This is a genomic window from Larkinella harenae (genome assembly GCF_054780515.1).
This window is the reverse complement of the sequence record NZ_BAAGWE010000004.1, coordinates 173,404-200,297: the sequence shown is the minus strand read 5'-3', so window position 1 is coordinate 200,297 and position 26,894 is coordinate 173,404. Positions and strand designations below refer to the sequence as shown.

20 protein-coding genes are annotated in these 26,894 nt (G+C 51.6%); 8 read left to right on the top strand and 12 right to left on the bottom strand.

Annotated features, from left to right (window positions below; all coding sequences use genetic code 11):
* Positions 1-115: 115 nt before the first annotated feature.
* Positions 116-1,354 carry an ABC transporter permease gene (locus ACYVH9_RS20870; RefSeq protein ID WP_460638334.1) on the top strand — a complete coding sequence of 413 codons (1,239 nt, stop codon included), beginning with the start codon at positions 116-118 and terminating at the stop codon, positions 1,352-1,354.
* Between the two features lie 75 nt (positions 1,355-1,429).
* Here ACYVH9_RS20870 and ACYVH9_RS20865 read toward each other — a convergent pair whose 3' ends face one another.
* The 5 genes from ACYVH9_RS20865 to ACYVH9_RS20845 all read right to left on the bottom strand — a co-directional run bounded on the left by ACYVH9_RS20865 (position 1,430) and on the right by ACYVH9_RS20845 (position 8,699).
* A complete protein-coding gene (locus tag ACYVH9_RS20865) occupies positions 1,430-2,404 on the bottom strand; it encodes a LiaI-LiaF-like domain-containing protein (RefSeq protein ID WP_460638333.1) in 975 nt (324 codons plus the stop codon).
* Positions 2,404-2,916, bottom strand: coding sequence for a PspC domain-containing protein (locus ACYVH9_RS20860; protein WP_460638332.1), 513 nt, complete (start codon positions 2,914-2,916; stop codon positions 2,404-2,406). The genes ACYVH9_RS20865 and ACYVH9_RS20860 overlap by 1 nt, the downstream gene beginning before the upstream one ends.
* Positions 2,917-3,060: 144 nt before the next feature.
* Positions 3,061-3,687, bottom strand: a complete 627-nt coding sequence (trpF, locus tag ACYVH9_RS20855; RefSeq protein ID WP_460638331.1) for a phosphoribosylanthranilate isomerase — start codon at positions 3,685-3,687, stop codon at positions 3,061-3,063.
* A gap of 132 nt (positions 3,688-3,819) precedes the next feature.
* Positions 3,820-7,281, bottom strand: a complete 3,462-nt coding sequence (locus tag ACYVH9_RS20850; protein WP_460638330.1) for an ATP-binding protein — start codon at positions 7,279-7,281, stop codon at positions 3,820-3,822.
* A gap of 110 nt (positions 7,282-7,391) precedes the next feature.
* Complete coding sequence (locus ACYVH9_RS20845; protein WP_460638329.1) at positions 7,392-8,699, bottom strand: MFS transporter; 1,308 nt, start codon at positions 8,697-8,699, stop codon at positions 7,392-7,394.
* A gap of 157 nt (positions 8,700-8,856) precedes the next feature.
* Between ACYVH9_RS20845 and ACYVH9_RS20840 the strand changes: the two genes are divergently transcribed.
* The 6 genes from ACYVH9_RS20840 (at position 8,857) to ACYVH9_RS20815 (ending at position 17,855) form a co-directional block, all read left to right on the top strand.
* On the top strand, positions 8,857-10,110 hold the full coding sequence (locus ACYVH9_RS20840) for a GDSL-type esterase/lipase family protein (RefSeq protein WP_460638328.1): 1,254 nt from the start codon (positions 8,857-8,859) through the stop codon (positions 10,108-10,110).
* Between the two features lies 1 nt (position 10,111).
* Positions 10,112-13,600, top strand: coding sequence for a PVC-type heme-binding CxxCH protein (locus tag ACYVH9_RS20835; RefSeq protein WP_460638327.1), 3,489 nt, complete (start codon positions 10,112-10,114; stop codon positions 13,598-13,600).
* A 195-nt stretch (positions 13,601-13,795) separates the two neighbouring features.
* Positions 13,796-14,962 carry a tRNA 2-thiouridine(34) synthase MnmA gene (gene mnmA / locus ACYVH9_RS20830; RefSeq protein WP_460638326.1) on the top strand — a complete coding sequence of 389 codons (1,167 nt, stop codon included), beginning with the start codon at positions 13,796-13,798 and terminating at the stop codon, positions 14,960-14,962.
* A gap of 162 nt (positions 14,963-15,124) precedes the next feature.
* Positions 15,125-15,694 carry a hypothetical protein gene (locus ACYVH9_RS20825; protein WP_460638325.1) on the top strand — a complete coding sequence of 190 codons (570 nt, stop codon included), beginning with the start codon at positions 15,125-15,127 and terminating at the stop codon, positions 15,692-15,694.
* Positions 15,695-15,719: 25 nt separating this feature from the next.
* The gene (locus ACYVH9_RS20820) at positions 15,720-17,345 is read left to right on the top strand and encodes a S8 family serine peptidase (RefSeq protein ID WP_460638324.1); all 1,626 of its coding nucleotides are present in this window, start codon (positions 15,720-15,722) and stop codon (positions 17,343-17,345) included.
* A 3-nt stretch (positions 17,346-17,348) separates the two neighbouring features.
* Positions 17,349-17,855, top strand: coding sequence for an O-acetyl-ADP-ribose deacetylase (locus tag ACYVH9_RS20815; protein ID WP_460638323.1), 507 nt, complete (start codon positions 17,349-17,351; stop codon positions 17,853-17,855).
* An 84-nt stretch (positions 17,856-17,939) separates the two neighbouring features.
* On the opposite strand, the gene ACYVH9_RS20810 is transcribed toward ACYVH9_RS20815, so the two are convergent.
* A complete protein-coding gene (locus ACYVH9_RS20810) occupies positions 17,940-18,320 on the bottom strand; it encodes a hypothetical protein (RefSeq protein ID WP_460638322.1) in 381 nt (126 codons plus the stop codon).
* A gap of 84 nt (positions 18,321-18,404) precedes the next feature.
* Positions 18,405-18,947, bottom strand: coding sequence for an NUDIX hydrolase (locus tag ACYVH9_RS20805; RefSeq protein ID WP_460638321.1), 543 nt, complete (start codon positions 18,945-18,947; stop codon positions 18,405-18,407).
* 81 nt (positions 18,948-19,028) lie between these two features.
* Here ACYVH9_RS20805 and ACYVH9_RS20800 point away from each other — a divergent pair, with 81 nt between their 5' ends.
* Entirely contained in the window at positions 19,029-19,949 is a 921-nt protein-coding gene (locus ACYVH9_RS20800; protein ID WP_460638320.1) for a DUF2911 domain-containing protein, read from the top strand.
* 61 nt (positions 19,950-20,010) lie between these two features.
* Here ACYVH9_RS20800 and ACYVH9_RS20795 read toward each other — a convergent pair whose 3' ends face one another.
* From ACYVH9_RS20795 to ACYVH9_RS20775, 5 genes are all read right to left on the bottom strand, one after another.
* Entirely contained in the window at positions 20,011-21,714 is a 1,704-nt protein-coding gene (locus tag ACYVH9_RS20795; RefSeq protein WP_460638319.1) for a sodium:solute symporter family protein, read from the bottom strand.
* Positions 21,711-21,836 carry a hypothetical protein gene (locus ACYVH9_RS20790; protein WP_460638318.1) on the bottom strand — a complete coding sequence of 42 codons (126 nt, stop codon included), beginning with the start codon at positions 21,834-21,836 and terminating at the stop codon, positions 21,711-21,713. Before ACYVH9_RS20790 ends, ACYVH9_RS20795 begins: the two co-directional genes overlap by 4 nt.
* A 266-nt stretch (positions 21,837-22,102) precedes the next feature.
* Entirely contained in the window at positions 22,103-24,376 is a 2,274-nt protein-coding gene (locus ACYVH9_RS20785) for a carboxypeptidase regulatory-like domain-containing protein (protein ID WP_460638317.1), read from the bottom strand.
* Between the two features lie 113 nt (positions 24,377-24,489).
* The gene (gene tilS / locus ACYVH9_RS20780) at positions 24,490-25,863 is read right to left on the bottom strand and encodes a tRNA lysidine(34) synthetase TilS (protein ID WP_460638316.1); all 1,374 of its coding nucleotides are present in this window, start codon (positions 25,861-25,863) and stop codon (positions 24,490-24,492) included.
* A 122-nt stretch (positions 25,864-25,985) separates the two neighbouring features.
* Positions 25,986-26,240 (bottom strand): hypothetical protein, encoded by a 255-nt coding sequence (locus ACYVH9_RS20775; protein ID WP_460638315.1) that lies wholly within the window; start codon positions 26,238-26,240, stop codon positions 25,986-25,988.
* Positions 26,241-26,894 lie beyond the last annotated feature (654 nt).

The following is a 26,894-nucleotide window of genomic DNA, read 5'->3' as shown; positions in this document are numbered from 1 at the left end:
TCTGTTACATTTAGGTGGTATTTTATAGAAAACCGTTAACCGGTTCGCACTTTTTCAGTTTATAAAACTGCAAACAGTGCGCTAATCTGACTACGACGACTTAACTCTTTTCCGCTTGAACGTTCCATTTTTTATTGCCAAGCGCATCCGTCACACCACCCAAACGAGTTTTTCAGCGACTGTTACTAAAGTTGGCATCGCAAGTATTGCTATTGGTCTGGCCAGTATCATTGTTGCTTTTGCAGTCCTGTTCGGTTACAAATACGCCATTCAGCAAAAGATTTTTGTGTTTGGCTCTCACATTACGGTTTCGAAGTTTTCACTGAACAATTCCTACGAAGAAACGCCCCTGGAGCTTCAGACACCCCTCTACAAACAGGCTTCAACGATCGAGAACATCCGGCACATCCAGGGCGTGGCCACCAAAGCCGGAATGCTCAAAACCGCCGACGAATTATCGGGAGCGATTCTGAAAGGTGTCGGGAAAGAATACGACTGGAATCTGTTTCAGAGTTCGCTGGTGGCTGGCAAACTACCGCAGTTTTTCAAAGACAGTGCGCAATGCAACCCGGGTTACTCCTGCCAGATTCTGATTAGCAAGCGCATTTCGGAGCGGCTTCAACTTGGTGTGGGGCATGATGTAATTATGTATTTCATTGGCAATACCTTACGTCCGCGCAAACTTCAGGTTTCGGGCATCTATGACACGGGACTTGAAGAAGGGGACAACGTCATGGTGATCGGAGATTTACGACTCATTCAGCAACTAAACAATTGGGGGCCCGATTCGGTGGGCAGTTACGAAATCTTCGTCAAGGATTTCAACCAACTGGATGAAACCTACCGGCAGGTGCGCGATGCGGCCTCGCCCGATATGCGCCCCATGCGGGTTACCGACACCTACAAACCGTTGTTCGACTGGATGATGTTGCTCGATCAGAACACCGGGATTTTTCTGGCCCTGATCCTCTTCGTCGCGGGTTTTAACATGGTGGCTATTTTGCTTGTCCTCATGATGGAACGAACGCCCATGATCGGTCTACTGAAAGCCTTCGGCAGTCAAAATAACTTGATCCGGCGCATTTTCTTGTACGTTGGGCTCAATATGGTGTTTCGGGGGCTGCTGATTGGCAACCTCGTTGGCATGGGTCTGTGTGCGCTTCAGTACTATTTCAAACTAATTCCGCTCGATCCCAAAAACTACTACATGGACACGGTTCCGATTGCCTGGAACTTTGGGATTATCGGGCTGGTCAACCTGGCCACGATCACCGTCATTGCATTGGTTCTTTGGCTCCCTACCCTCATTGCCACCCGCATTCAACCGGTTAAAGCACTGGTGTTTAAAAAATAATAAACCCGGCAGGTTTCAGAACCTGCCGGGTTGCTTTTCATAGTGGTGAACGGTTTTGCTCAGTTGCCTGAACAATTAATATCGTTCGACGGCAAATCGGGACACTCCTCCTTCGTAACGAATTGTGATTTTCTTCGTACTGCTGCCGTACGCTGGCGTTTGGTAAACACCTCCGCCTATCTGATCAAAACCGTCGAGTTTTTTAACCGTTAAAGCGCCCTGGGTTTCAACCTGGCAACCAACCGTTTTCGGAATCTTGACCGTGACGGATGTTACACCCGATTCAATTTTGATATCAGACTGAGAAGCCCGGTCCCCCAATTTCAGTTCAATATCGGCCGCCCCCGCCCCTAACTTGACCGACCGGACGGCATACGCGCTTAAATCGAAGGCGGCCTTTCCGGCACCGATTCCAAAATCAAAATCCCAGCTCGGTTTCGGATTTAAACGCAGATCAACCAGATTGACCAGTTCGCCCGATTTGAGCTTTATCTCTTCATCATCCAGTTTCAGTTCGATATCGGCTGACCGGCCTTCATCGTCCCGGCTCACCGACATGCTATACTTGCTGACACTCATTCGGGTGTCGGCCTGTATCAGACTATCGGTCGGCGAGCCAATGTAAAACCGTCCGGCTCCGCTCTCAAACTTCAGCCGGGCCTGCTGAATAACGGAATCCATGGGTTCGGCAATGTGGCTGGTATGCACCTTGGAGCGGTGATTATCCTCGTCATCATCATCGCGACGTTCTTCCTCATCGCTGTCATCGTCCTGACTATACTCATACCGGTCATGGTTCCAGTAGCGGCCACTAAACGCCCCGACAATAGCCAGCGGAACCGACACAGCCAGCAACACGGTAGTCACCAAAGCCGCACCGGAGTTTCGGCGGGCAAAGATCAGGTTCAACCCGGCCAGGATAATCAACACTGGCCAGAAGCGCGAGAAGAAGCCCCAATCGATGTCGAACCAATTGTAGTTCTGTCCCATGAAGATCACGCCCAGCGTGATCAACGCAATACCCCAGAATAAACCTCCTCTAGTCATCATCAGAGCGGCTGTTGTGGCGGATTAGTAGGACCGTAGGGATCATTCGAACCCGAGTTGTATGGATTCGAGCCACTGTTGTAACGATCCGACGGTGGCGGGTTGTCATTCCGGTTCCGGTCTTTGACAATCAACCAGGCACCAATTCCGATCAGGATCAGCGGCCACATATCCCCAAAACGGATATCAAACCAGCGATCGAGCAGGAAAAGAACCCCGATTCCGACCAGAATTGCCCCCCCAACGAGGTTGCCATTGCGTTCATTTGTATTCATGGTTGTGTACAGATTGGTTGAAGGTTCAGCTTGATATTCGGTGTAATAGCCGGAAACCCGCTCCGGCAACACGATCCACAAGATAGCATAAATTATCAGGGACGGAACGTGGGGCATGAAAAAGCCAGCCACAAAAAGAACCCGGATCAACGTCCGGTCGATGTTGAAATAATGGGCCAGACCAGCGGCTACACCGCCCAACATGGCCTCGTCGCGATAACGTTCTAAGCGTTTAGTCATGAGCGTATTCATTAAAATACGCTGTAAACCTAGGCCCGTTTTGGGTAGCTTAAAAGTAAGATGGGAAGAATGGACGTGGCTTGGGATGGAAGTACGCTACACATGATAATAGGTAATACATACTACCGGGTAAAACCTAATAATTTAATCGTCAGTTTCGATGGCTTCCAGAATGTCCATCAATTCGCCAAAATCCCGCGAACCGGGGCGTTCTTCATCCCCACCTGTCAGCGCAATTCCCTGCACCGGGATGTCGGCCAGCAACGCATGGACTGAATCTGCCGAAAAACCGAATCCCAGCAAAACAGGATAGCGGGTCGCCAGGCGTTGCAGTACGGCTTTCAACTCGTCGTCCAGGTTGACGGCTCCTTTGCTTTCGAGCAGGTAATAATCCACCTGATCCGAGGAAACCGACGCAAAAACTGCTTCCAACTGGTCGAGCGTCACCAACGACAGGTCGGTTTTCAGGATGATGCGGCAGTCGAACGTCGATAGATACGGCAACAAGGCTGGCTCTTCGATTTGCAGTACGTCGGGCCGATACAATTCCAGTAACTGTTCAATTTCGACGGCATCTATTGAATTCGTTTCGCCAACGATATGCAGGCCAGCCACCCACGAACGGATTTCCTTAAATTTTTCGGGCGCTACGTACTGGTTGGAACTTCCGTCCATGGAAAAACCCAGCAAATCGACGCCCATCCCGGCGCAGTAGCGGGCGTCACTCAAATTGGTTACGTTACTGATTTTAACGATTGTTTCTAAAGCCATGTGGTTTCAATTTTCGGCGCACGGTTTTCGGAGAAACCGGTCGAAACCGTACCCGATCTGGTCTAATCCCGCAAATGTAAACCTGCTTTTGCGTTCAGCCCGGATATTCCCCAAATTTTGTTTTGCAAGGTTTCATGCGGGCGAATGGTCGGGCAGATAAATACTGAACGTAGCCCCTTTGCCGGGTTCGCTGGTGGCAGTAATGGCTCCGCCGTGGTTGGTCACTACTTTTTCACAAATGGCAAGCCCAATGCCGGTTCCGGAAAATGAGCTTTTACCGTGTAGCCGCTGAAAAACCTGAAATATCCGGTCTACGTATTTTTGGTCGAAGCCCACCCCATTGTCGGTTACGTCGATTCGGTAATACCGCTCGGTTTTCCGAACCGGATTGACCGCAGCGGGCAGGTCCTGGGCCAGCACCCGACTCCAATCGACCCGAATTTCGGGGCTTACCTCCGGCCGGCGGAATTTCAGGGCGTTGCCCAACAGGTTCTGAAAAAGCTGGCCCAGCTGAGAGGGATCGCCCTGGATAGTCGGCAATGGTGCCACCCGGATTTGCGCCCCGGTTTCCCGAATGACCAGCTCCAAATCCGTCATGGCGGTATTCACCACCTGCAAAAGTGATACCGACCGGCTGGCTTCCTGCCGGGTCGAAATCCGGGAGTACGTCAGCAAGTCTTTGATCAGCCGCGACATCCGGTGAGCGGCCGACTGCATCCGGATCAGGTGATCGCGCCCATCGTCCAGTTGATCAGCATACTGTTTCAGCAGCAAATCCCCGAACGACTGAATTTTGCGCAAAGGTTCCTGCAAATCGTGAGAAGCCACGTAAGCGAACTGCTGCAGATTGTCGTTGGATCGCCGTAGATCGAGCACCGACGCCTGTAACTCGTGGGTTCGCTGCCGAACCTGCTCGTCCAGCTCAGCCGAAAGCTGCCGGTAGCGGGCTTCGCTGGCGGCCACCTGCTGAACCGCCAGAATCTGTTCGGTAATTTCGGTACAAATGGCCAATACGCCCGTAATCAGGCTGCCTTCGTAATACGGCGAAATTAGAATATTAAAATACCCGGTTTCCTGCGTTTCATTCCGCCAGATCGGCATGGGAAGCGCCCAGCTCCGATCCGAAACGCCCGTTTGGTAAACGTGTCGGCACCTTTCTACAAACGTCTGCTCCCGAAGTTCCGGCCAGACTTCGAGAAGCGGTTTTCCCAGGCCATCGGTTTCCTGCTGAAAAAGCTCGGTCATGGATTGGTTGATCAACTCAATAATCAGTTCATCGCCTTTCACCAGCAACATCGCCACGGGGGCCTGTTGGACCAGATTCCGCAGCCGCGTTTCAATTTGTCGACGCGACTGATTCAGCGAGATCTGACCCCGAACTTTTGTAAGCAACTCCTGGCCCGAGAACGGTTTTACCAGGTAATCGTCGGCACCTGCTTCGAGCCCGTCGATCCGGGCCTCCTGCCCCGCCCGGGCGGAGAGAAAAATCAGCGGGATATGCGCCGTGGCCGGATTTTGTTTCAACCGATGCAACAGTTCTTTCCCATCCAGCACCGGCATCATGATATCGCTCAAAATGAGCTGGGGAGTATGACGGGTCAATTGCTGAAGTGCATCCGCTCCGTTAGTGGCGGTATGAACTGTAAAATACGGTTCCAGCAACCGGGTTAGGTACGCCCGCATGTCGGCATTGTCGTCCACCACCAGGATACTCGTGGCCAGATCGACCTCAGGTTCTTTGGGCGTTGCTTCCGTTGGATCGGCGGGTATTTTTTCGTCCGACAGCATTGTCCGGGCTTCTTTCAGGAAGGAATCTGCCAGTTGACTGATGCCCTTATTCAGTTGCGTGTCCTCAATCACCTGACCGGCTGGCAGATGATCTTTTCCAATCGGTATACGCACGGTAAAGACGCTCCCTTCTCCTTCTACACTTTCCACCGTAATCGAACCCGCATGCAAACGCACCAGTTCGTGCACCAGCGACAGACCGATTCCGCTGCCTTCGTAGGTACGTCCACCCGCGTTTTCCACCCGGTGAAACCGCTCGAACATGTGCGGCAATTCCTTTTCCGGTATCCCAATTCCGGTATCCGCTACCCGCAGCACCACATTTCTCCCTTCGGCTTTCAATTCAACCCGAATTTCACCCTGCAGTGTATATTTGAAGGCATTCGACAGAAGATTCAGGACGATTTTCTCCCACATTTCCGCGTCGGCATACAGGCCCGGCGGCAATGGCTCGCACTGAACGGTATAGCGTAGTCCCGCCCGTTCAATAAGCGACCGGAAACTACTGGCCAGGTCCACCGTCAGCCCCAGCAAGTCCAGTGGCCGAAAGCTAGCCTTAACCCGATTGGCTTCAATTCGACTGAAGTCCAGCAGGTTATTCACCAGCTTCAGCAGGCGCAAGGCATTCCGGTGGGTGGCTTCCACCGGCTCTTTGTACGTAGAGCTCTGCAAATCATCATCCCGCAGCAGTTCTTCCAATGGCCCCAGCATCAGGGTCAATGGCGTCCGGAACTCGTGACTGATGTTACTGAAAAATGCCGTCTTGGCGCGGTCGATGGCCGCCAGCGCTTCTGCCCGTTTTTGCTCCTCCTGGTATGCATAAACATTCGAAAACGCCATATTGATCGTATTTGCCAGCAAGGCGTAAAAGTTCAGATAATCCTGATCAAGCGCCCGTCGCGGACTTACGCCCGCCAGAAAGAAACCCACTGGCTGTTCTTTGGTCGATAAAAAAATGGGCAAGCGCAGAACGGTATGGGGTGGTTCGGGATAAGGGCCGCCCACCAACGCACCGATTCGTTGGGCCACCTCCGAGATTTCCTGCGTCTGGTGCAAATCGGTAAGCCACTCGGTTTCTGCGGTACTCAGGTCATCCAAACCGTCGGGAACGGGCTGCTCACCCGATAAACCCGCCGTGCTTACTAAGCGGGCCCGTTGCCCTTCTTCCTGAAGTTCATAAAATAGCAGAAAGGGCAAATCAAGGTCGAAATCCGCAGCGGCTGCCGTCAGACCGGCGTAAATATCGTCGTTGGTTTTCGCCTGGCTGGTCAACGAAGCAATGTCTCGCAGCACCTGTGTCCGACGGGCGCTGAGCATCTTATCGGTCGTTTCGGTAATGGGGTGAAAAATGCCACCGACCTCGCCCGATTCGTCCCGAATGGGCGCAAACGAAAAGGTCATGAACGCTTCTTCCAGGTAGCCATACCGGTCCAGAAACATGCGCTGGTCCTTGATGTATGTACCTTCCCCCTGTTGCCCACGGGTAAACTTATCACCCACCACAGGCAGGGCCGTTTCCCAGCAAATCCGGAAATTCTGGCCCATTGACTCGGGGTGCTTTGCCCCACAGATTGGCCGGTAGCTGTCGTTGTAAATCTGAATGGTTTCGGGCCCCCAGGCAATCAGGATCGGAAACGTTGAGGAGAGACATAAACTAACAGAGGTACGTAAGCTCTGAGGCCAGGTAGAGGTTGGTCCCAAGGCGGTTTTCGACCAATCCATCGACCGGATCAGTTGCCCCATTTCACCCCCTCCCGCTAGAAATTGTTCGGATACCTCAAATTCAGGTAGATTAGTTGCAGACAAAGCCGATTGTTTTATTTTTTCGATATCAAATATACATTCATTTCCGTACACTTCTCCCCCTGAAAGCCAATCACTGCTCCACCTTTACCGCTACAGGGTTCATGACGTTCTTAAAACTTCGGAACGAAATGAGGCATCAGAGCAAGGATCAGAAAAGCAAGGCAAACCAATCCTCCCGCCACCAAACCGACAACAGGCGCATCAACGGAAGCCACAACCTGTCCCGCTGCGTACGACCCGGCGATATCGGACAAGTTAATCAGTGCCATGTACGTTGTAAACTGCGACCCCTCCACGCCGGGCCGACAAACCGCCATCAGCAACGGAATGGCGGCCGCGCTGAGAAAGGGATCCATCAGGTAAAAGCTAATCAAACCCGTTTGGGCAATCTGCGGGCGCTGCCAAAAGCCATTTATAAGACTAAAACCCATCAGGTATCCCGCAATCAGCGTCAGAACAATTAGTAAAAAGCGACGGGTTCCAAACCAGTCGGCCAGGTAACCGCCCAGCAGGGAAGCCATCGTGGCAACCAACATACCGTAGGTGCCCGTTAACCAGGAAACGGACGTGTCCGCCCAGCCTAGTTTTTGAATCAGATGGTAGTTATAAGCCCGAATGAACAAGCTCACACTGACATACGCCATCACGGAAGCCCCAAACAACAGCAAGCTCCTGGGGGCTATCAGGCCTTTCAATAATTCGGTAAACAGCCACCGAAAATCAGGGCTGGTACGCACCTGGCGGTATCCGTCCAGGCGATTGCTCGTGCGCCCCCAGGCAGGCCATAGGCTATCCTCCGGTCGCTCCCGGACGAAAACCGTCAGCAACATAAACACCAGCAAGCTGATTGACTGGGTCAGGGCGGCACAAAAAAAACCGTACTGCCGGAGTAGCTGCGAAAAGACAGCCGCTCCCAGTCCGGTACCGACCAGGAATCCCGCCCGCATAAACGCATTAATGCGCGCCCGCTCGTCCTCCTTGATGATCGAAATGGCCATCGCATCGACACTGGCATCCTGAATGGACGCAAAAATACTGTGTCCGAAAAACAACCACCCCAGCGTTTGTACCTGCGCAACCGGATTCTGCACCACCAGCAAACCCAGGGAAGCCGTAAACGCTAGGGCCTGCGCACCCAGTACCCACGGTTTTCGGCGCCCCATCGACGACCCCTGAAACCGGTCGATGACGGCTCCCCACACAAACTGAAACGCCCAAGGAAGGCCAACCAGCGCAGCAAAAGAACCAATAATGGCCGGGTTGACGCCCTCAGCGGTGAGGTAATTTGCCAAGGCTGTCAGTGAAAAACCGGCCGGAATTCCCTGCATCACATACAGGTAGAAGAAAACGCCGTATCGCAGCGTACGATTTTCCTCCAGAATCAACGGGTATTGAACGAATGGGCGGGCCGACTGCATAGAATTGGTTTTGGCTAATCAGTACCATCGGATTAACGTTGCTGTGGCCCGGATGGAAAGACAAAGACCGTAACTACTTGAGACATGGAAGTGTTCAATAAACCATTTGTTGCTACCTTTGACCACCTGAACCCATATTCACTTAACCCCCATATTCATGAGAAAGATGAAGGTAGCGGCCACACTTGGTTATCTATTCCTATTCCTGATCTCCTACCCCGACGGATTGGCCGTTGCTCAGAATAAGCCCCAAAGCAATACCGACAACCTTGCGTCTGCCTTCGAACTGAAGGACGACGATCGCGTGGTTTTTCTGGGGAGCTCCCTGTTTGAGAATGATTTTCAGTATGGTTACCTCGAACTAGCCCTGACCACCCGCTGGCCTAATCGCAATGTCACCTTTCGGAACCTGGGCTGGACGGGCGACAATGTTTTTGGGGATGCTCGCAGCACATTCACCAATCCTCCAACGGCCTACCAGCACCTGATGGACCAGCTTACCAAAGCCCAGCCCACGGTGGTTTTTCTGGGCTATGGCGGTGTGGAAGCGCAGGAAGGTGAAGCCGGGCTGACGCGGTTCAAGGACGGTTTAGCCAAATTGCTCGACAAAATTGACCAGTTGGGTGCCCGCACCGTTATCCTGTCGCCCATTCCGGTCGTTGCGTTCGATTCAACACAAAACGTTTCTCAGCGGAATGCGCAACTGGAACGGTATTCGGCGGAGCTGGCCAAAACAGCAGCCGAACGGGGCAAACGGTTTATCGACCTCTACAAACCCATTCAGGAAATTAGCCGGAAAGTTCCGATCATCGACAACGGTGTTCACCTCAACGAAACAGGCTATTATTATCTGGCCAACATCCTGGAAAAAGGACTGGGTGTAACGCCCCAGAACGAAATCATTACCATCCAGGCTGCGAAAAGTGGCCCGGTGGCCAATGCTCCGGCCAAAATGCTGGCCACAACCAAAGACAACAGCAGCCTGAAGTTTACGATGGATGAGCGATTCCTGCCACTTCCATTACCCAGATCGCTTCCTCAGCCGGCCCCCGATGGACGGTTTCTGAAAATTGAGGGTCTGAAAAAGGGATATTATACCCTGGCAAGCGAAGACGGAGAAATCGTCACGGCTTCGGCGAAAGAATGGGCAGAAGGCGTTCCCATCCGGCAGGGTCAGTCGTTTGAACAAGCGCGCGAGCTGCGTCAGATGATTCTGAAAAAGAACGAATTGTTTTACTTTCAATACCGTCCGCTGAATCAAACTTATATTCTTGGCTTCCGCTCCTACGAACAGGGGCGGCACGTCAAAGGGCTGGAGGAACAAAATATCCTCATCAAATGGCTGGAAAGTCAGATAGCCCTCACCCGCGCCCCCAAGTCAAGAGTTTACACCCTAACCCTGCTGAAGTAGCATGAACGCTTTAAAAACAATACGGTCTTTCAAATTTATACGCGCCATCAGTCTGCCGGTATTGCTGCTGCTGACGGCCTCCGTCAACGAGGACGACCGAAAAGACATCCCGAATCCGGATATCAAGCACGAACTGGAATCCTTCAAAATTGCCGATGGTTTTGAAGTCACGCTGTTTGCCGCCGAACCGCTGGTAGCCAAACCCATCCAGATGAACTGGGATGCCGACGGACGGTTGTGGGTGGTCAGCAGCACGGCCTATCCGCACTTGAAAACCGGCGAAGAAGCCAACGACAAAGTGTTTGTCCTGGAAGATACGGACGGCGACGGTAAGGCCGACAAATCAACGGTTTTTGCCGAAGGACTCATCACGCCGACGGGAATCCTGCCCGGCGATGGCGGGGTTTACGTGGCCAACTCCACCGAAATTCTGCACTTCAAGGATACCGATGGCGACGGCAAAGCCGACCAACGGCGCCGGATTCTGAACGGTTTCGGAACTGGTGACACCCACCACCTGATTCATACGTTCCGCTGGGGACCCGAAGGAAAAATGTACTTCAACCAGTCAATTTACATTTACAGCCACGTTGAAACCCCGCAGGGCATCAAACGGCTCGAGGGCGGTGGCGTCTGGCAGTTGACGCCCAATACCCTGAACATGGATGTCTACGCCCGGGGATTGATCAACCCGTGGGGTCTCCAGTTCGATCGCTGGGGTCAGTCGTTCCTGACCGATGGTGCCGGGGGCGAAGGTATTAACTACGCCTTTCCGGGTGCAACATTCGTAACCGCCCCGGGAGCTGCCCGAATCATCCGGGGGTTGAATCCGGGCCAGCCCAAACACAGCGGTCTGGACATTGTTTCGGGTCGTCACCTACCCGAATCCTGGCAGGGAAGCTTGATTACCAATGATTTTCGGGCCAACCGGATCAACCGGTTTAAACTGGAAGAGCAAGGCAGCGGCTACGCGTCCAAGCAGGTAGAAGATTTGCTATGGACCGATCATGTGGCGTTTCGCCCCGTCGATATTTCCGTGGGCCCCGATGGAGCCATTTACGTAGCCGATTGGTACAACCCCATCATTCAGCACGGTGAAGTGGATTTTCACGACCCGCGCCGGGATCAGCAGCACGGTCGGATCTGGCGGATTGTTGCCAAAAACCGTCCGCTGGTTAAAACACCGCAGTTGAGCAAAGCATCCGTTACCGAATTGCTGGACGCTCTGAAACTGCCGGAAGACTGGACCCGTTTGCAAGCCAAGCAGGTTCTGAAGGCACGCGGTGCCAAAGAAGTGATTCCGGCGCTCCAGAAGTGGGTGCAGAATCTGGATAAAAACGACGCCAATTACGAACACCAGCTGCTGGAAGCGCTCTGGACCTATCAGACCCTCGAAGTAGTCAACCAACCGCTTCTGTTGAATTTGTTAAGTGCGAAAAGTCACAAAGCCCGGGCCGCAGCCCTGCGGGCGCTCGAACTCTGGCACGGCCAGCTGACCAACGTACCCGCACTACTGACCAAAGCCGTGGCTGACCCGCATCCGCAAGTGCGGCTGGAAGCCGTCATCGCTCTTCGGAAGATACAAACGCCCGAAGCGGCCCGCACGGCTCTGTCGGTTCTGGAGCAGCCAATGGATGAATTTCTTGATTTTGCCCTGTGGCAAACCGTGCGCGAACTCGAACCGCAGTGGGCCAAACGCCTGAAAGCCGAGCCCAACTTCTTTGGCGACGCGCGGAAAGCCGTCTTTGCTCTCAAATCGGTTAGCACGCCCGAAGCCGTTTCGCAACTGACGCAGCTGTACCAGAAAAACCAGATTCCGGACGAATACCAAAAAGACGTGTTGGGAGCCATTGCCAAATTTGGCAGCCCGTCGGACCTGACGGTTTTGCTGGATCAGGCCATTCAGGGTAAGAACAATTCGGGCAAAAATGCAGCCGCCCAGCTTACTACGCTGGAGGAAGCGGCCCGACGGGGTGTTAAACCGACGCAAAATCTGAACCGAATTACCGAGTTTGTCGAAATTGATGACGATGCCATAGCCAGCAGTTCCATCCGTCTGATCGGTCTGTGGGGACTGAATGAGCAAACCGACAAACTGGTGACATTGGCTCAAAAGGGTGATAAAACAACGCGAAAAGCCGCACTGGGGGCACTGGCTGCGATGAATAACGATAATGCCCGAAAGCAATTGAAGGACCTGACGGGCGCAAAAAATCCCGCCGATTTGCGTCTGGCCGCGGCCGCTCAACTGGTTTCGGTGAATGCAGCCGAAGCCGCCCGCCTTGGGGGAGATTTGCTGCGGTCGTTGCCAGCCCAAACCGATGTTTCCGAGTTTTTTGGCGCGTTTCTGACCAACCGCCAGGGTGCCCGTGCGCTCGCCGATGAACTAACGGCACGGAAAATTCCGGCCAGTATGGCCAAAACCGGTCGCCAGATCCTGCAACGCCAGGTTCCTTATAACCGTCGCAACGACGAAGGCGTTAAGCTGCTGGCCCAGGCGCTGGAAGCCTCCGGTGGCGTTTTACCCGCCGAAAAAATGCCCCAGGAATTAAGCAATATTGAAATCAACGGGCTGGCTAAAGTCATTCGGGAAAGCGCCGATCCGGTGAAAGGCGAACTCGTTTTCCGGAAAACTGCCCTGAGCTGCCAGACCTGCCACGCTATCGGCGGGGCGGGCGGACGCATCGGTCCGGATTTGAGCAGTTTGGGAACCAGCTCGCCGGTCGAAACCATCATCCGGTCGCTGTTGTACCCCAATCAGTCCATCAAAGAAGGATACGAATTGCAGCGCGTAGCAAAGAAAGACGGCAGCGAGCTGATGGGCTATATTGTTAGTAATGGCACCGCCGACATCGTGATCCGGGATGTTACCGGCTCGGAAGTGTCCGTTCCGAAAAGCCAGATTAATGCGATTGAAAAAGTGCCAGGCTCGCTGATGCCGCCGGGATTGACGGCTAGCCTAGATCGGGAGGAGTTTGTCAACCTCGTCGGTTTCCTTTCCAAAATGGGTGAATCCGGCAAATTCCGCGTTCCGACGGCCCGGTTTGTCCGGCGCTGGAGTGCCGCAGGGTCTTCCAAAGACCTGAGCAAAAAGCTGGCGACCGATGGATTGGGATACCTCGCCAAGGACAACGCCAAGGTCTACTGGCAACCGGTTTACAGCAAAGTAGCCGGTGATTTACCGCTGGATGAGTTGCCGGTGGTAGATGCCGGTGCGGGCAAACGCTACAGCGTTGTCCGGTTTGACATTGAAGTCGTGAGCAAAGGAAACGTGAACCTGGCGTTGGGGTACCCTAATGGTGTAACGGCCTGGATCGATCAGAAACCGGTAAAATTAACCGATCAGGGTATCGTCACCGAACTGGGTCAGGGGGTTCACTCGATCACCCTGGCTCTGGACCGGAATGTTCAAAAAGAAGGATCGCTAAACATTCAGTTGCAGGATGCCACAACGGCTCCGGCCCAAACTCGCCTTGTCATGGGCCGTTGATTGATTTCTCTCAGATACATCCGAAAAGCCAGCACGACGCTGGCTTTTCGGCTTTCCGGGGGAATCCATTTTCCGAAATTCGTGTTAGACTGTATCTTTGCATCGGTTTTGCCCAGTCAATCGGCAGCAATCAACTAATTGTCAATACATTATCTTTCACCCCCTATCGCAAGGCTTTGAACCTTGTCAGATACCATGAGCAAACACGGACGTATTCTGGTCGCCATGAGTGGCGGCATTGACTCCTCGCTGGCGGCAGTACTGCTGCATGAAGAAGGCTACGAAGTCATTGGCATGACCATGAAAACCTGGGACTATGCGTCTTCGGGTGGTACCAAAAAAGAAACCGGCTGTTGCAGCCTCGACTCCATCAACGATGCCCGTAACATCGCCGTCAACCTCGGTTTTCCGCATTATATTCTGGACATTCGCTCCGAATTTGGCGATGCCGTTATCGACCATTTTACGGGCGAGTACCTGGAAGGCCGGACGCCTAACCCGTGTGTGCTCTGCAATACCCACATCAAATGGGATGCGCTGCTCCGCCGAGCCGACCGGCTCGACTGCGAATTTATTGCCACCGGCCACTACGCCCATATCCGGGAAGAAAGCAACCGCTTCGTCATCTCTAAGGGTGTCGATACGCTGAAGGACCAATCGTACGTGTTGTGGGGCGTTTCGCAGGAAAGCCTGAGCCGCACCAAATTACCGCTGGGTCACCTGCGCAAATCGGAAATTTACGCCATGGCTACCGAGCGCGGTTTTACAGAATTGGTAACCAAATCCGAGTCATACGAAATCTGCTTTGTGCCCGACAACGACTACCGTGGCTTTTTGAAACGGCGCGTACCGGGATTGGAGCAAACCGTTGCGGGCGGAAACTTCATTCTGGAAGATCCGGCAACCGGTACCCGGAAAGTGGTTGGTAAACACGAAGGGTACCCTTTCTACACCATTGGCCAACGCAAAGGGCTGGGCATTGCGCTCGGTTATCCAATTTTTGTGACTGACATTCGGAAAGACACCAACGAAGTGGTGCTCGGTCTTGATAAAGATTTATACCGCGACGGTATGATTGTCAGCCGTTTGAATTTGCAAAAATATGCATCGCTCGAAAAACCGCTGGAAACCGTTACCAAAGTGCGGTACAAAGATCCGGGAACTCCCGCGCTCATCACGCAGGAATCTGAGGATCGAATCCAGGTATTGTTCGAACAGGGCGTTTCGGCCATCGCACCGGGCCAGGCTGCGGTTTTTTACGAAGGTGAAGACGTCATCGGTGGCGGCTGGATCATGAAAAGCTTCCGGCAATCCGACGGCGAACAAATTCCCAACAGCTTCGAAATGCCCGCCTTTCGGTAATTTGTAAAGTAATGTTACTACTCCCCAAAACCGTTCCAATCAGGAACGGTTTTTGTTTTTATAGCGTACAAACCGATTGTTTACTACCTTTCGGTATTGTCATTTACTCACCAGGACTCAGGCTGCCCGGCCTATTGAATGAACTGCTAGAACCGACAATCTATGCTCTACACACTCTGGTCTTTGTTCAATCTCGTTGCCTTGTTTTTCTTTTTATTTCTCTGCTTCCGCGCGACTAAATTACTACGCGAAAAAAAGGGGATTTGGGCCGCTGCATTTTTCGTTTTTGGTTTGTTTTCCATCGCGGGTACAACTACCTATCAGAAGCCCGCAAAAAAGAGAAGTCAGGTAAAGCAGTGGACTTTTGCTTCTTCGGACAGCCTCACTTTTAGTTCCTTACAATTTGCGCATCGGACCATTGCAGAAAACGGCTTTTTCGACATCGGTTTAGTGGTTGATTATGGAACCGAAAATCATTCACACCAACCAATTGCCGTGTCTGCCACTTCATCCTCATCAGGGTTAGTCAGCGGTCACCGCTGGGAACCAATTTCCATTGTTGTTAACGCAACGGAGAACGAAGAATTTACGTATACGGTAACGGGGCTAATTCATTGGAACTTGCTCGGCATCAAGCTTTATTCCGATCTAAAACAATACGAAGGGATAATTGATTATACAGTAACTCCCACCCGCCGTCAAGCTACATCCAAAGCGAGCCTGATCCCATGAAACGCATCTCTTTTTAACCGGAACGATGAAAAAAACCTTACTTTTTCTGCTGTTGCTGATGATGGCCGGGCTATCGGTGGAGGCCCAGACCCGCAAATACCTGGTCCTGCTGCGAGATAAAACCAATAGCCCTTATTCGATTAGTCGTCCGGAGCAATTTTTATCCCAACGCGCCATCCAGCGACGGTATAAACAGGGAATAACCGTTCAGGAGAAGGATTTGCCGGTCAATCCGGCTTACGTTTCGGCTTTGCAGCGAGCCGGTGCCAAAATCTGGTTCAGCTCACGCTGGGCCAATGCCGTGCTGGTAGAAACCACTGAAGCCAACCTGACGGCCATTCGGGCCTTACCTTTCGTGCAAGGAATTGAAGGAAACCGTTCCATTGGAAATGCCCGGGTTGGCGCTCCTCAGTTGGCCAACCGGCAGCGCAACAGCAAACTGGAACAGGTCGAAAATCCGGCTCAGTATGGCAATTCCGGCCCACAACTGATTCAGATTGGGGTTGACAAAATGCACGCGCAGGGTTTTCACGGCGAGGGAATGCAAATTGCCGTTCTGGACGCCGGTTTTCGAAACGCCAATCAGGTTCCGTTTCTAAGTCAGCTCTTTCAGGAAAACCGCATCATTGGAACGTATGATTTTGTCGATCAGGAAACGAGTGTTTACGAGGACGATTCACACGGTTTGAACGTCTTGTCGATCATGGCGGGCTACCAGGAAAATAGCCTGATTGGTCCGGCCTACAAAGCATCGTACCTTCTGCTGCGGACGGAAGATCCGTTCAGTGAAACGCGGGTGGAAGAAGCCAACTGGCTTTTCGGGGTTGAATACGCCGACAGTGTCGGGGTCGATGTGGTTAATTCATCGCTGGGCTATACCACCTTTGATGATCCAACGCAGGATCACACCTATAACGACCTGAATGGCCAGACCACACTCATTAGCCGGGCCGCCCGCTGGGCCGCCGAGGCCGGTATGCTGGTGGTGGTTTCGGCCGGCAATGAAGGTAATGACGCCTGGCGCTACATCGGAGCCCCCGCTGATGTAGCGACGGTTTTGGCCATTGGTGCTGTGGATCGCAATGGTCTCCGATCGCCCTTTAGCTCGGTGGGCCCCACGCCCGATGGGCGGATCAAACCAGATTTGGTGGCTCAGGGGTCCGGCACAACGCTCGGGAATTCCAATGGGCTGATTACCATTGGCAACGGGACTTCCTATTCTTCGCCCCTGGTTGCTGCGCTGGCGGCAGGTTTCTGGCAGGCGCACCCGCGTCTGACTGCCCAGCAGGTTATTGAAAGCCTGCGTCAATCCGGGAGCCAGTTTACCCAGCCTGATAACCAATTGGGGTACGGTATTCCAAACTTTGAGCGGGCCACCGCATTGGCCAGCACCTCCTATTCGCTGCTGATTTATCCCAATCCGTTCACCAGCACCGACCGTCTGATGGTTCAATGGAACGAAATACCGTTGACCCAAACCGTTGATGCGGTGTTGACCAATTCAGCGGGACAGGTGGTTTTACGGCAAAAGTATTCGTCCGATCAGCCCGCTTCGTTTTCCCTGCAAACGCTGAGCTTATCACCGGGGCTTTATTTTCTGACTCTTTCGAGCGAAAATGCCCGCCGGACGGTCAAACTGTTGAAATACTAACGCATGGAACTGACGATTATTCAGGGTGACATTACCAGGCTCCCCGTCGATGCGATTGTCAACGCAGCCAACTCAAGCCTACTAGGTGGAGGAGGTGTCGACGGGGCTATTCACCGGGCCGCCGGTCCCGAGCTGCTGGCCGAATGCCGGACATTGAACGGCTGCCGGACCGGCGATGCGAAAATCACCCGCGGATATCGCTTGCCTGCTCAATACGTTATTCATACCGTTGGGCCCGTCTGGCACGGGGGCAAAAACCGTGAGCCGGAGCTGCTGGCAAGTTGTTACCGCCGGGTTTTGGAAATTGCGGCTGAACGCGGGCTTGCAACAGTGGCCTTTCCCAATATCAGCACGGGAGTGTATGGTTATCCCAAAGATCAGGCCTGTGCGGTTGCTGTTAAAACCGTACGCCATTTCGGGAGTCAACAAGCCACCTCCGTCAAGGAAGTCCTTTTCGTCTGCTTCGACAACGAAAATTACCGGCTCTACCAGCAGCAACTATCCGAGTAAGCTACCACCCGAACCAGTTCAGTATCTGGAAAAAATAAAAAAGCCACCCCATTACTGAGGTGGCTTCGATCGAGGAGGCTCTGATTAATTGCCAACACTTTCGTCGGCTTCGACCCGGTTTGCCACTTCCGGCTTACTGGCAGGCTGCGGTTTAACCATCAGATTCTGCTGCTTGTAATTCCGGTTGGCTACCGATGGATTGGCGGGTACGGCAATGGCGGGATCACCGATGCCACCCCGGCGCTGCTGTTCACGGTACGTAGCAATGTTTTCCGGCTGGCGTTTCCGTCTACGAAACTCGATCTTGGATTCGGGTTCCCACTGACGGGCCGCTGCGGCTTTATTCGGATGTTTGTAATTCGCCGTTGAATACGTCGGATCACTCTTTAGTTTATTTTGCGCTAATACTGGGATAGCGATGGCTATCGCCAGCAGACCCACGAAGGTCAGCATGATCTTCTTCATAATTATCCTGTGGTTTTGTTGCACTGTGAAAACTATGAATTCGTTTTCGCTGACAATATAACAGCCTAGCCGATAACTATTCTTCTAGTTAACCCGTTTTTTCTTACAATTCATCCTTAATATGGATTTTTCGGTGGTTATTTTTTCAATTTCGTCACAACGGACCCAGCGTACGTCTTTGGTTTCCCGGGATTGGATGAACGGTTGATCGGTTGGTGCTTCCAGCAAAAACCGGATGTCGTAATGCAGGTGTTCGGGCTCCGATCCCCTGGCGGGAATCCGGTGAACATCTACATCAAAAATGGCCGGGCTTACGATGCTAATCTGCTGCAAGCCGGTTTCTTCTTCGGCCTCCCGCAGGGCAACTCTCAGCACATCTGAATCACCATCGGCGTGGCCACCGGGTTGTAACCAGCGATCCAGTTTATAATGGTGCAGCAAAATGACCTGCTGCCGATCGGGGCTCAGAATCCAGGCAGAACCGGTCACATGCCCAATTTGCAGATGCCGCTCAAAGCAGTCGCTGTTATCTTCCACAAAATGAATGGTTTGTTCCAGCATTTTTTGTTCATCCTCATCAAAAGCCTGGTGATTTTTCAACAGGTTTAGCAACGGTTGTCGGTGCATCGTAAAAATGAATAACAGGTTTCAAGTGAAAAAGAAGCAATTTCGTCGTAAGTTTACTACGACGTACAATTATCTGTAATTATGAAAAAAATTACTCTTGTAGCCACCCTTGTATTGGCGGCTCAACTTTCCATCGCGCAAATTAAATTACCCCAACCTAGTCCGGCCGCCACGGTTGTGCAGACGGTTGGCACCACCGATTTTACCGTTACGTACTCCCGCCCGAGTCTCAAAGGCCGTACTGCTTTTGGCACCCAGACCCCACTAGCCCCACTCGGTCAACTCTGGCGGACCGGTGCCAATGCGGCTACCAACTTTAAGACAACGACGGATGTGATGGTGCAGGGGCAAAAGCTGCCCGCCGGAACCTACTCGGTTTTCTCGATTCCAAATCAGAACGACTGGACGTTAATCTTTAATAAATCCCTGAATGCCACCGCCGAAGAAGGTGCTCCGAATGGTTACAAAAAGGGAGACGATGCCCTCCGGGTTCAGATTAAATCGGGCAAAGTAGCGCAGCCCGTTCAGAGCTTCAGCATCGACTTCAGCGACTTGACCGATAGCACAGCAAATTTAAATTTTTATTGGGGCGAAACCCAGGCAACGGCCAACCTGAAGGTAGATGTGATAGCCAACGCACAGGCCAACATCGAAAAAGCCGTTGCTGACAAACCCGAAGACGCTGGCGTGTTGCAGGCTGCGGCCAACTGGAACTTATCCAAAAACCGGAATCTGGATCAGGCTCTGGCCTGGGTCGATAAATCGATTGGACTCAAGGAAACCTACGCGAATGTCTGGACGAAAGCGCAGATTCTGTCGAAAATGGGCAAAATTGCACAGGCGCTCCCGCTGGCGCAAAAGGCTCTCGCCCTGGGTGAAGCCTCCAATGATCCGATCTTCCGGTTTTACAAGGAAGGCATCCAAAAAGGAGTTTCCGATTTCCAGGCACAGACTCCCGCAACACCCTTGAAAATGCAAAAAGGCAAAAAGAAGAAAGCGTAAGACAACCAGCAATTCTTACGGTAGCACCTCCGACGACCATCGGAGGTGTTTTTATTTGCACTCAATGAACCGGAGCCGACTTTTGGGAAGGCATCACTTTTTCCAGTAACCAGGCAATGCCGATCAGAAGCACGCAGCCAATCACATTCAGCCACAGAAAAGCGGTTAATTCGACCAGCCAGCACCAGACCACCAGGCCTTCGGTCAGGACGGCTGCCCAGAATGTTGCTTTGCTACCAATTGATTTGAAATAGAAGGCTACCAGAAAGATTCCCAGAATGACGCCGTAAAATAACGACCCCAGGATATTGACGGCTTCAATCATGCTCCCCAGTTTACTGGCAAATTGCGCAACGACGATGCAGAATATTCCCCAAAGAATGGTGGCAATCTGGGAGGCTTTCAGATAATGGCCGTCCGAATAATTTTTACAAAAAAGCCGTTTGTAAATATCCACGATAGTTGTAGAAGCCAGTGAACTGTAAGCTGCCGCAATGGACCCCATCGACGCACTAAAAATTACCGCAATCAACAAACCGATCAAACCGTGCGGGAGAAAATCAAGCACAAACCGTAAGAACACGTAATTGACATCGCTGGTATCCCCCACCGGATTGTTTTTCTTGATCAACTCCACAACCTGGCTTTTGACGGCTTTGGCTTCTTCATCGGTGCGACTGATCTGCGCTTTGGTTTGTTCGATAAAAGCCTCGTTGTTGTCGGAAACGGCTTTGTTCAGGCGCAAAACGGCCTGTTGTCGCTGGGCCGCAATGTTCTGATGCTGCGCTTCCAGCTGGCGGAATTGATCCGCGTACGGACTGTTAAGGAGTTGGTCTGTTTCAACTTTGTTAAAAAATACCGGCGACGGATTGAACTGGTAAAAAACAAAAACCAGTACGCCCACTAGTAGAATCAAAAACTGCATCGGCACTTTCAGCATTCCGTTTGCCAAAAGCCCCAAGCGGCTCTGCCCCACCGACTGTCCAGTTAAATACCGTCCGACCTGCGATTGATCCGTCCCGAAATACGACAATTGCAGGAAAAAACCGCCGATAAGACCCGACCACAAATTATAGCGGCTATTCGGATCAAATTTTAGGGCAATCGTATTCAGGCGCCCGGCTTTACCGGCCACTTCCAGGGCATCAACAAAGCCCACTCCTTCCGGCAGCAAGTGAACCGTCATCCAGCCAGCAATAAACATTGCCCCAGTTACGATCAGCATCTGCTGCAAATGGGTGTACGAAATGGCTTTGGTTCCGCCCGTAACGGTATAAACCAGCACAATCCCCCCCATGATGATATTCGTCCAGAAAATGTTCCAGCCCAGGATGGTCGACAAAATGATGGAGGGTGCATAGATGGATAGTCCCGTCGATAGCCCTCGCTGTAGCAGAAACAACAAGGCTGTAAAGACCCGAACCCGGGCGTCAAATCGGGATTCCAGGTATTCGTACGCGGTAAAAACTTTCAGTCGATGGAAAATGGGCACAAACGTAACGGCCAGCACCACCATTGCCAGCGGCAACCCGAAGTAGAATTGCACAAACCGCATTCCATCCGTAAAGCCCTGACCGGGTGCCGATAGAAAGGTAATGGCACTGGCCTGAGTCGCCATAACCGACAAACAGACGTGGTACCACGGCAAAGACCGATCGGCCAGCAGGTAATCGTCCATGTTGCGGTTGCCCCGGCTGCGAATAACCCCGTACACAATAATTACGGTCAGTGTCCCAACCAGTATCAGCCAATCGAGCGCACTCATGAAAAGTACTGCATGAATACGTAAAATAAGACAATTTCAAGCAGCAAACTCCCAATGGTAATGAAGTACAGCTGACGCCACGACCGGACAAAAGAAGGTAAATCCGAAGATTGATGAGTCATGATTGCAGTAAGGTTAGGGCTTTCCGTACGTTATGGAAACGAAAATGAATTCGTCTCTGGTATATTGAGATACCGGTACTAAAAACCCCGTTTAGGTAACGACAGTCTTTGATGATGCGACAAGATAAGAGCAAATCCGGAAAAATAAAGGCAAAAGTGTTGAGGAACCCGTTTGAAATTTGAACGGTCGGGCTAATCGACTTCGCCCCGTCCAGCCGGATGCTCGTGCATTAACGGGAGCGAATCAACCCCTGCTCAGGATTTTGTTATTGAACCGCCATAATCTTGAACTCGGTTCTACGGTTTTGCTGGTGTTTGCTTTCCGGACACGCCACCTCATCAGTACAACCGTTAAGAATTTCGCTTTCGCCGTATCCCTGCGCACTTAAACGACCCGGTTCAATACCCCGATTGACCAGGTAATCGACGGTGGCCCGGGCCCGGTACGTCGACAATTGGAGGTTATAGGCATCGCTGGCGCGGCTGTCGGTATGCGACCGCAGTTCGATTTTCATTTCCGGGTACTTCTTCAGCAATACCGCAACGTGATCGAGCTCGCGGGCAGCGTCTGGCCGAATAAAGAACTTGTTGTAATCGTAGTAAATATTTTTCAGAACAAATACGTCCCCTTCTCCGTAAATTCCCTGCTGCTTTTCAATCAGTCGGGGGTTTTTACCCGATTTTATTTTCGGGATTTGTTCCCGGTTTGCCGTGTACCGATTTTTCTGGGTTGTCAAAGTATAAGGCGCACCCGGCTTCATCTCAAATTCATATTTTCCGTCCGCTCCCGTCACCACTTTCTGTTCTGAATTGTCTTTGTCGTTGCGCAAGGTCACTGTAACGCCCGGAGCCGGTTGCTGATTAACCTCGGTCTTCACAGTTCCTTTGACAAGCGTATTTTCGCTTTTCTCCAAATAGATTGACAAGGTCATGACTGGCTTCTCCGATTGTGTCATGGTGGAAAACCGGAGGCTATTTGTCGCAAATCCTTCTTTTATGGCTTTGAATTCATAGTCGATGTTGGCGTCGACACAGAAGCTGGTTTTGCCTTCGCTGTCGGTAAAACGTAGGTCCTGATTCACGCCCGCTTTAACCACCCGAACATCAGCCACTGGAATAGGCTCATTGGTTTTGGCATCATACACGTAAATATTCAACTGCTTGCACGTCCGCCGGAAACTATAAATATTGTCGTCGCTGGCCCCCATTTTACGGTTACTGCTGAAATAGCCCGTCGCCCGATTTTTGTCGGTAATCAAACCAAAATCGTCTTTTTCGGAATTGATTGGATAGCCCAGGTTCTGAACACCTTTGTACGCCACTCCCTCGCGCAGTTCGGCATAAAATAAGTCCAGCCCTCCCAGCCCTTCGTGGCCGTCGGACGAGAAATACAGATTATTATTTTCGTCCACAAACGGAAACATCTCATTGCCTTCCGTATTGATCTCTTTTCCCATGTTTACGGGCGTCGACCATTGTCCATCCTTGTATTCAACCACATAAATATCCGTTCCACCAAAACCGCCGGGCATATCCGACACAAAATAAAGTTTGGAATCATCCGCTGACAAAGCCGGGTGGCCCACGGAGTAATCATGGCTGCAAAAGGGAAGCTCTTCTACTTTTTGCCAGCTTCCGTTATTTTCTTCAGCCGTGTATAATTTGAGTTTCCGGATTCCGTCCGAGCTTTTTCCTCCTTTACCCCTCGCGGTATTGTTTCGCGTAAAAACAACCCGTTTCTGGTCTTTAAAAAAGGTCATGGGCCCTTCGTGGTATTTGGTATTGAGCGTCCGGCTAAACACCTCGGTTTTGGAGAGCGGTTTTTGTTCCATCGAGGCTACCCCAACCGCTTCGGACGTTGCATTTCCTCCCCCCAGCGAGGCCGCTTGCAGGGCAACGTTTTTTTGTAATTCCGTCGTATCCGGAAAAAAGTAGAGATCGAGAAAAGGGGTTTGATTCCACCCAAAAACCCGTTTTACCGGACCTGCTTCGTCCCGCGCCGACACAAACGCTAACCCATTCCGGTAATACATCGGGCTAAAATCAGCCTGTCGGGAATTGATGGGCAAAAATTCGACCCGGTACGAGGACGAATCCTGATAAAACCGGTTCAAGTCCATGTACGACACCGTAAATTTCTGGCCTCTAAGGTCCTCTTTCTGCTTCTCGCCATACTTGCTGTACATCCGTTGCGAATCCCGATATTTACCATTAGCCGCCAATGCCTGTGCGTAGTATAAATAGTTTTTCGAGTCCGTTTCCGGAAATTCTTTCAGCAAATCCGCGTAAACCCGCTCCGCATTTTTGGTATCTTGCAGCGCCCGGTAACTGTATGCCAATTTGGTGTAAGCTTCCTGGCTTTCAGCGGCATCTTTCCGTTTGTCCGACCGCAAAAATTCTTCGTATCCCCGCGCTGCCTGGGCATAAGCCAGATTCTCAAACTGCTTGTTAGCCGCTTTCAGACGCGCGCTCTGTGCCTGAGCTGCCAATGCTACTGCGCACAAAACGGCACTCAGGAATAACAGTCGTACAAATTTCATAGTGGATTGAAAGGGTTACCCCAATAACTACATCAAAAGAAATGCCAAATTTGCTTGCACATCGTATAGTACAATCCATCCTTCCTGCCTTCAGCCGATGGGTGGATGGAGAGCTAGATTGAACGCTGCTCGATCAGCAGTACTTTTTGGGTGTGGGTAGTAATTCGAAACCGATCATCTGGCCGGTAGCCGATCAGCCAGGCAATCTGGCTCGTCGTCGTTAAAACCGTAACCGAAGATCGATCGGACAGGCTTATTTTGTGGTTGGTGAGAAAATCGCCTACGGTCTGGCTTCCTCGCAGTCCCAACGGTCGAAAGCGGTCACCGGATTGCCAACGGCGAATAGTCAAGGGCCACTCCATTTTGTCGGCATCCAGACAGGCAACATGTGGGTTGACGGGAATCTGAAAATCGTCGGACTTATCGATCAGTTCGAATTGCAACCGGTATTGATCAAAAACAGGCACTGCTTCAGTCGGCAATGCGGGAAGCACAATGGGTTTATCGTCGGCCAGTATTTTCGGTTCAATTACCAGCAACTGACGGTCGCGCAGGAGTTGGTGCGTAGCTGAATAAAACCGCTGCCCAAAATTGGTATGCTGCACCGCATCTGCAATCGGCGCCAGTTGGGCATAGTGAAACCCGTACGGTTTCAGCCATTCAGACAACTGAAATTCCCATTCGGGCAGCAATACCAGCCGCGAAATATCGAGTAAAACTTTTCCGGAACGATGGACCACCAGCTCATTCCACGAATGGTTCAGAACGTTTTCCACCAACGTGTCGGCCGATTGCAAACGCGCAATCGTTGTCTGTAAGGTCTGGAGCAAATTAGGATTTATCGCTTTCAGGACAGGAATCAGCTGGTGACGAAGCCGGTTCCGACGGTAGTAATCGGACGTATTGGAGCTATCTTCGCGCCAATGCAACGCGTGATGCAGCGCGTATTGTTCAAGAATACTGCGGTTCGCAAACCAAAGCGGCCGAATAATTCGCCCTTGCCGAACCGGAATTCCGAGCAATCCGCTCAATCCCGTTCCACGTACCAGATTTAACAGTATCGTTTCCAGCACATCGTCCTGGTGGTGAGCGGTTGCAACGCGTTCATACCCAAACTCGTCGGCAAGCTGGTCGAACCACTCGTAACGCAGTGTCCGGGCGGCCATTTGCGTCGATACGCCCCACTCGTCGGCTTTCTGTGTCGTCGGCTTACGAACCGTATGAAACTGCACCCCGTGCTGCGCTGCCAATGCCCGAACAAAATCCTCATCCTGATCCGACTCCAAACCGCGCAGTTGAAAATTGACGTGCGCAATCCCGTAGACAAAACCTGCGCGCCGGAATAATTCAGTCATTACCACCGAATCCAGACCGCCACTAACCGTCAGAAGGATACGCTGTTCCGGGCTAAAAAGGTGTCGAGTACGAATGAAGCTTAGAAATTGCGGCTCCAACGCTGCGCTGTCAAAATCTTCGTCTGTATGCATTTCGCGGGATCGGCATGGAAACGCTCAAATGCCGTGGGGTAAATTTATCAAATATACCAAAACCGCCGGGTGCTCCTGCGAAGGTTGTCCAAAAGCCACTTGGTTGCCTACCCGTTTTTCACTTAAGATTCTTCTACGATTTGCACCCACTCGCTCCGAAGTCGTCGGATAAATTCCGTGACAGCTTCCTCATCCGTTCTTTTTACGGGCAGAATTTTTAGGCTTTGATCTCTTTTTTTAAAGCTGGCAAAGAGCAGAGAACGGCCAAATTTCAGCATGGGAGTTATCTCGATAAGGCACTCTTCCACCGATTCTGATGAGATAGAAAACGTCTGAATCTGCCCTTCTGGGTGCAGAATTGTGAATGTAAAAGTCATGGCGGTGGTACGGATAAGCCAACGAATTGGCTACAAGCAACTCATCAAACAGGCCCGACCTAAAATAGGCCGGGCTGTAAGAACTATTCTCTGTCTTACCTGTACTCTGGTAAGTACCCTACTATTCGCAATTTGAGGGCCATGAACTAGCCGATTCGATAATTGTTTGCGATAGTTAGCGTAAAAATCCCAATTTGATTTTACGGTCAATAGCTCCTTAGACTCCTCTCAATTGGCTCATTATCACCCGGAAGAACGAATGTATATAATTGGTTAACAGACAACAGTGGGCCAACCTAATCATTAACTTTATGACATTAGTTATATTACTTTATATTATTAACTATCCGTTGCTACTTATTATAATAAGCTAGTTTAGATATAGGTGTGTAGATTTTACCACAAAGCAAGTGTGAAAAATACCCACCCCCCCCTTCTCAACCCATCAGGCCCATAGTTTATTGCATTTGTTCGTAGCCTAAAAATTATACCTGTTCAACCAAATTAAATCAGACCGTTTACTGTTAATAAAGCTTAAAAACAAGCCATCAGGCGTCTGCTATCAGGGAAAGCCATAATTTTGCATTCAGGAAGCATCGAATCAGGCATTCCGTGAGCAATGATAAGACGAACCGGCCTAAAGCCGTTTTTCAT

Coding starts and splice junctions, on each gene's coding strand:
- ACYVH9_RS20840 (WP_460638328.1), top strand. CDS start 8,857: ATGAGAAAGATGAAGGTAGCGGCCACACTTGGTTATCTATTCCTATTC.
- ACYVH9_RS20820 (WP_460638324.1), top strand. CDS start 15,720: ATGAAAAAAACCTTACTTTTTCTGCTGTTGCTGATGATGGCCGGGCTA.
- mnmA (WP_460638326.1), top strand. CDS start 13,796: ATGAGCAAACACGGACGTATTCTGGTCGCCATGAGTGGCGGCATTGAC.
- ACYVH9_RS20805 (WP_460638321.1), bottom strand. CDS start 18,947: ATGCACCGACAACCGTTGCTAAACCTGTTGAAAAATCACCAGGCTTTT.
- trpF (WP_460638331.1), bottom strand. CDS start 3,687: ATGGCTTTAGAAACAATCGTTAAAATCAGTAACGTAACCAATTTGAGT.
- ACYVH9_RS20800 (WP_460638320.1), top strand. CDS start 19,029: ATGAAAAAAATTACTCTTGTAGCCACCCTTGTATTGGCGGCTCAACTT.
- ACYVH9_RS20785 (WP_460638317.1), bottom strand. CDS start 24,376: ATGAAATTTGTACGACTGTTATTCCTGAGTGCCGTTTTGTGCGCAGTA.
- ACYVH9_RS20865 (WP_460638333.1), bottom strand. CDS start 2,404: ATGATGACTAGAGGAGGTTTATTCTGGGGTATTGCGTTGATCACGCTG.
- ACYVH9_RS20825 (WP_460638325.1), top strand. CDS start 15,125: ATGCTCTACACACTCTGGTCTTTGTTCAATCTCGTTGCCTTGTTTTTC.
- ACYVH9_RS20845 (WP_460638329.1), bottom strand. CDS start 8,699: ATGCAGTCGGCCCGCCCATTCGTTCAATACCCGTTGATTCTGGAGGAA.
- ACYVH9_RS20815 (WP_460638323.1), top strand. CDS start 17,349: ATGGAACTGACGATTATTCAGGGTGACATTACCAGGCTCCCCGTCGAT.
- tilS (WP_460638316.1), bottom strand. CDS start 25,863: ATGCATACAGACGAAGATTTTGACAGCGCAGCGTTGGAGCCGCAATTT.
- ACYVH9_RS20860 (WP_460638332.1), bottom strand. CDS start 2,916: ATGACTAAACGCTTAGAACGTTATCGCGACGAGGCCATGTTGGGCGGT.
- ACYVH9_RS20790 (WP_460638318.1), bottom strand. CDS start 21,836: ATGACTCATCAATCTTCGGATTTACCTTCTTTTGTCCGGTCGTGGCGT.
- ACYVH9_RS20775 (WP_460638315.1), bottom strand. CDS start 26,240: ATGACTTTTACATTCACAATTCTGCACCCAGAAGGGCAGATTCAGACG.
- ACYVH9_RS20795 (WP_460638319.1), bottom strand. CDS start 21,714: ATGAGTGCGCTCGATTGGCTGATACTGGTTGGGACACTGACCGTAATT.
- ACYVH9_RS20835 (WP_460638327.1), top strand. CDS start 10,112: ATGAACGCTTTAAAAACAATACGGTCTTTCAAATTTATACGCGCCATC.
- ACYVH9_RS20810 (WP_460638322.1), bottom strand. CDS start 18,320: ATGAAGAAGATCATGCTGACCTTCGTGGGTCTGCTGGCGATAGCCATC.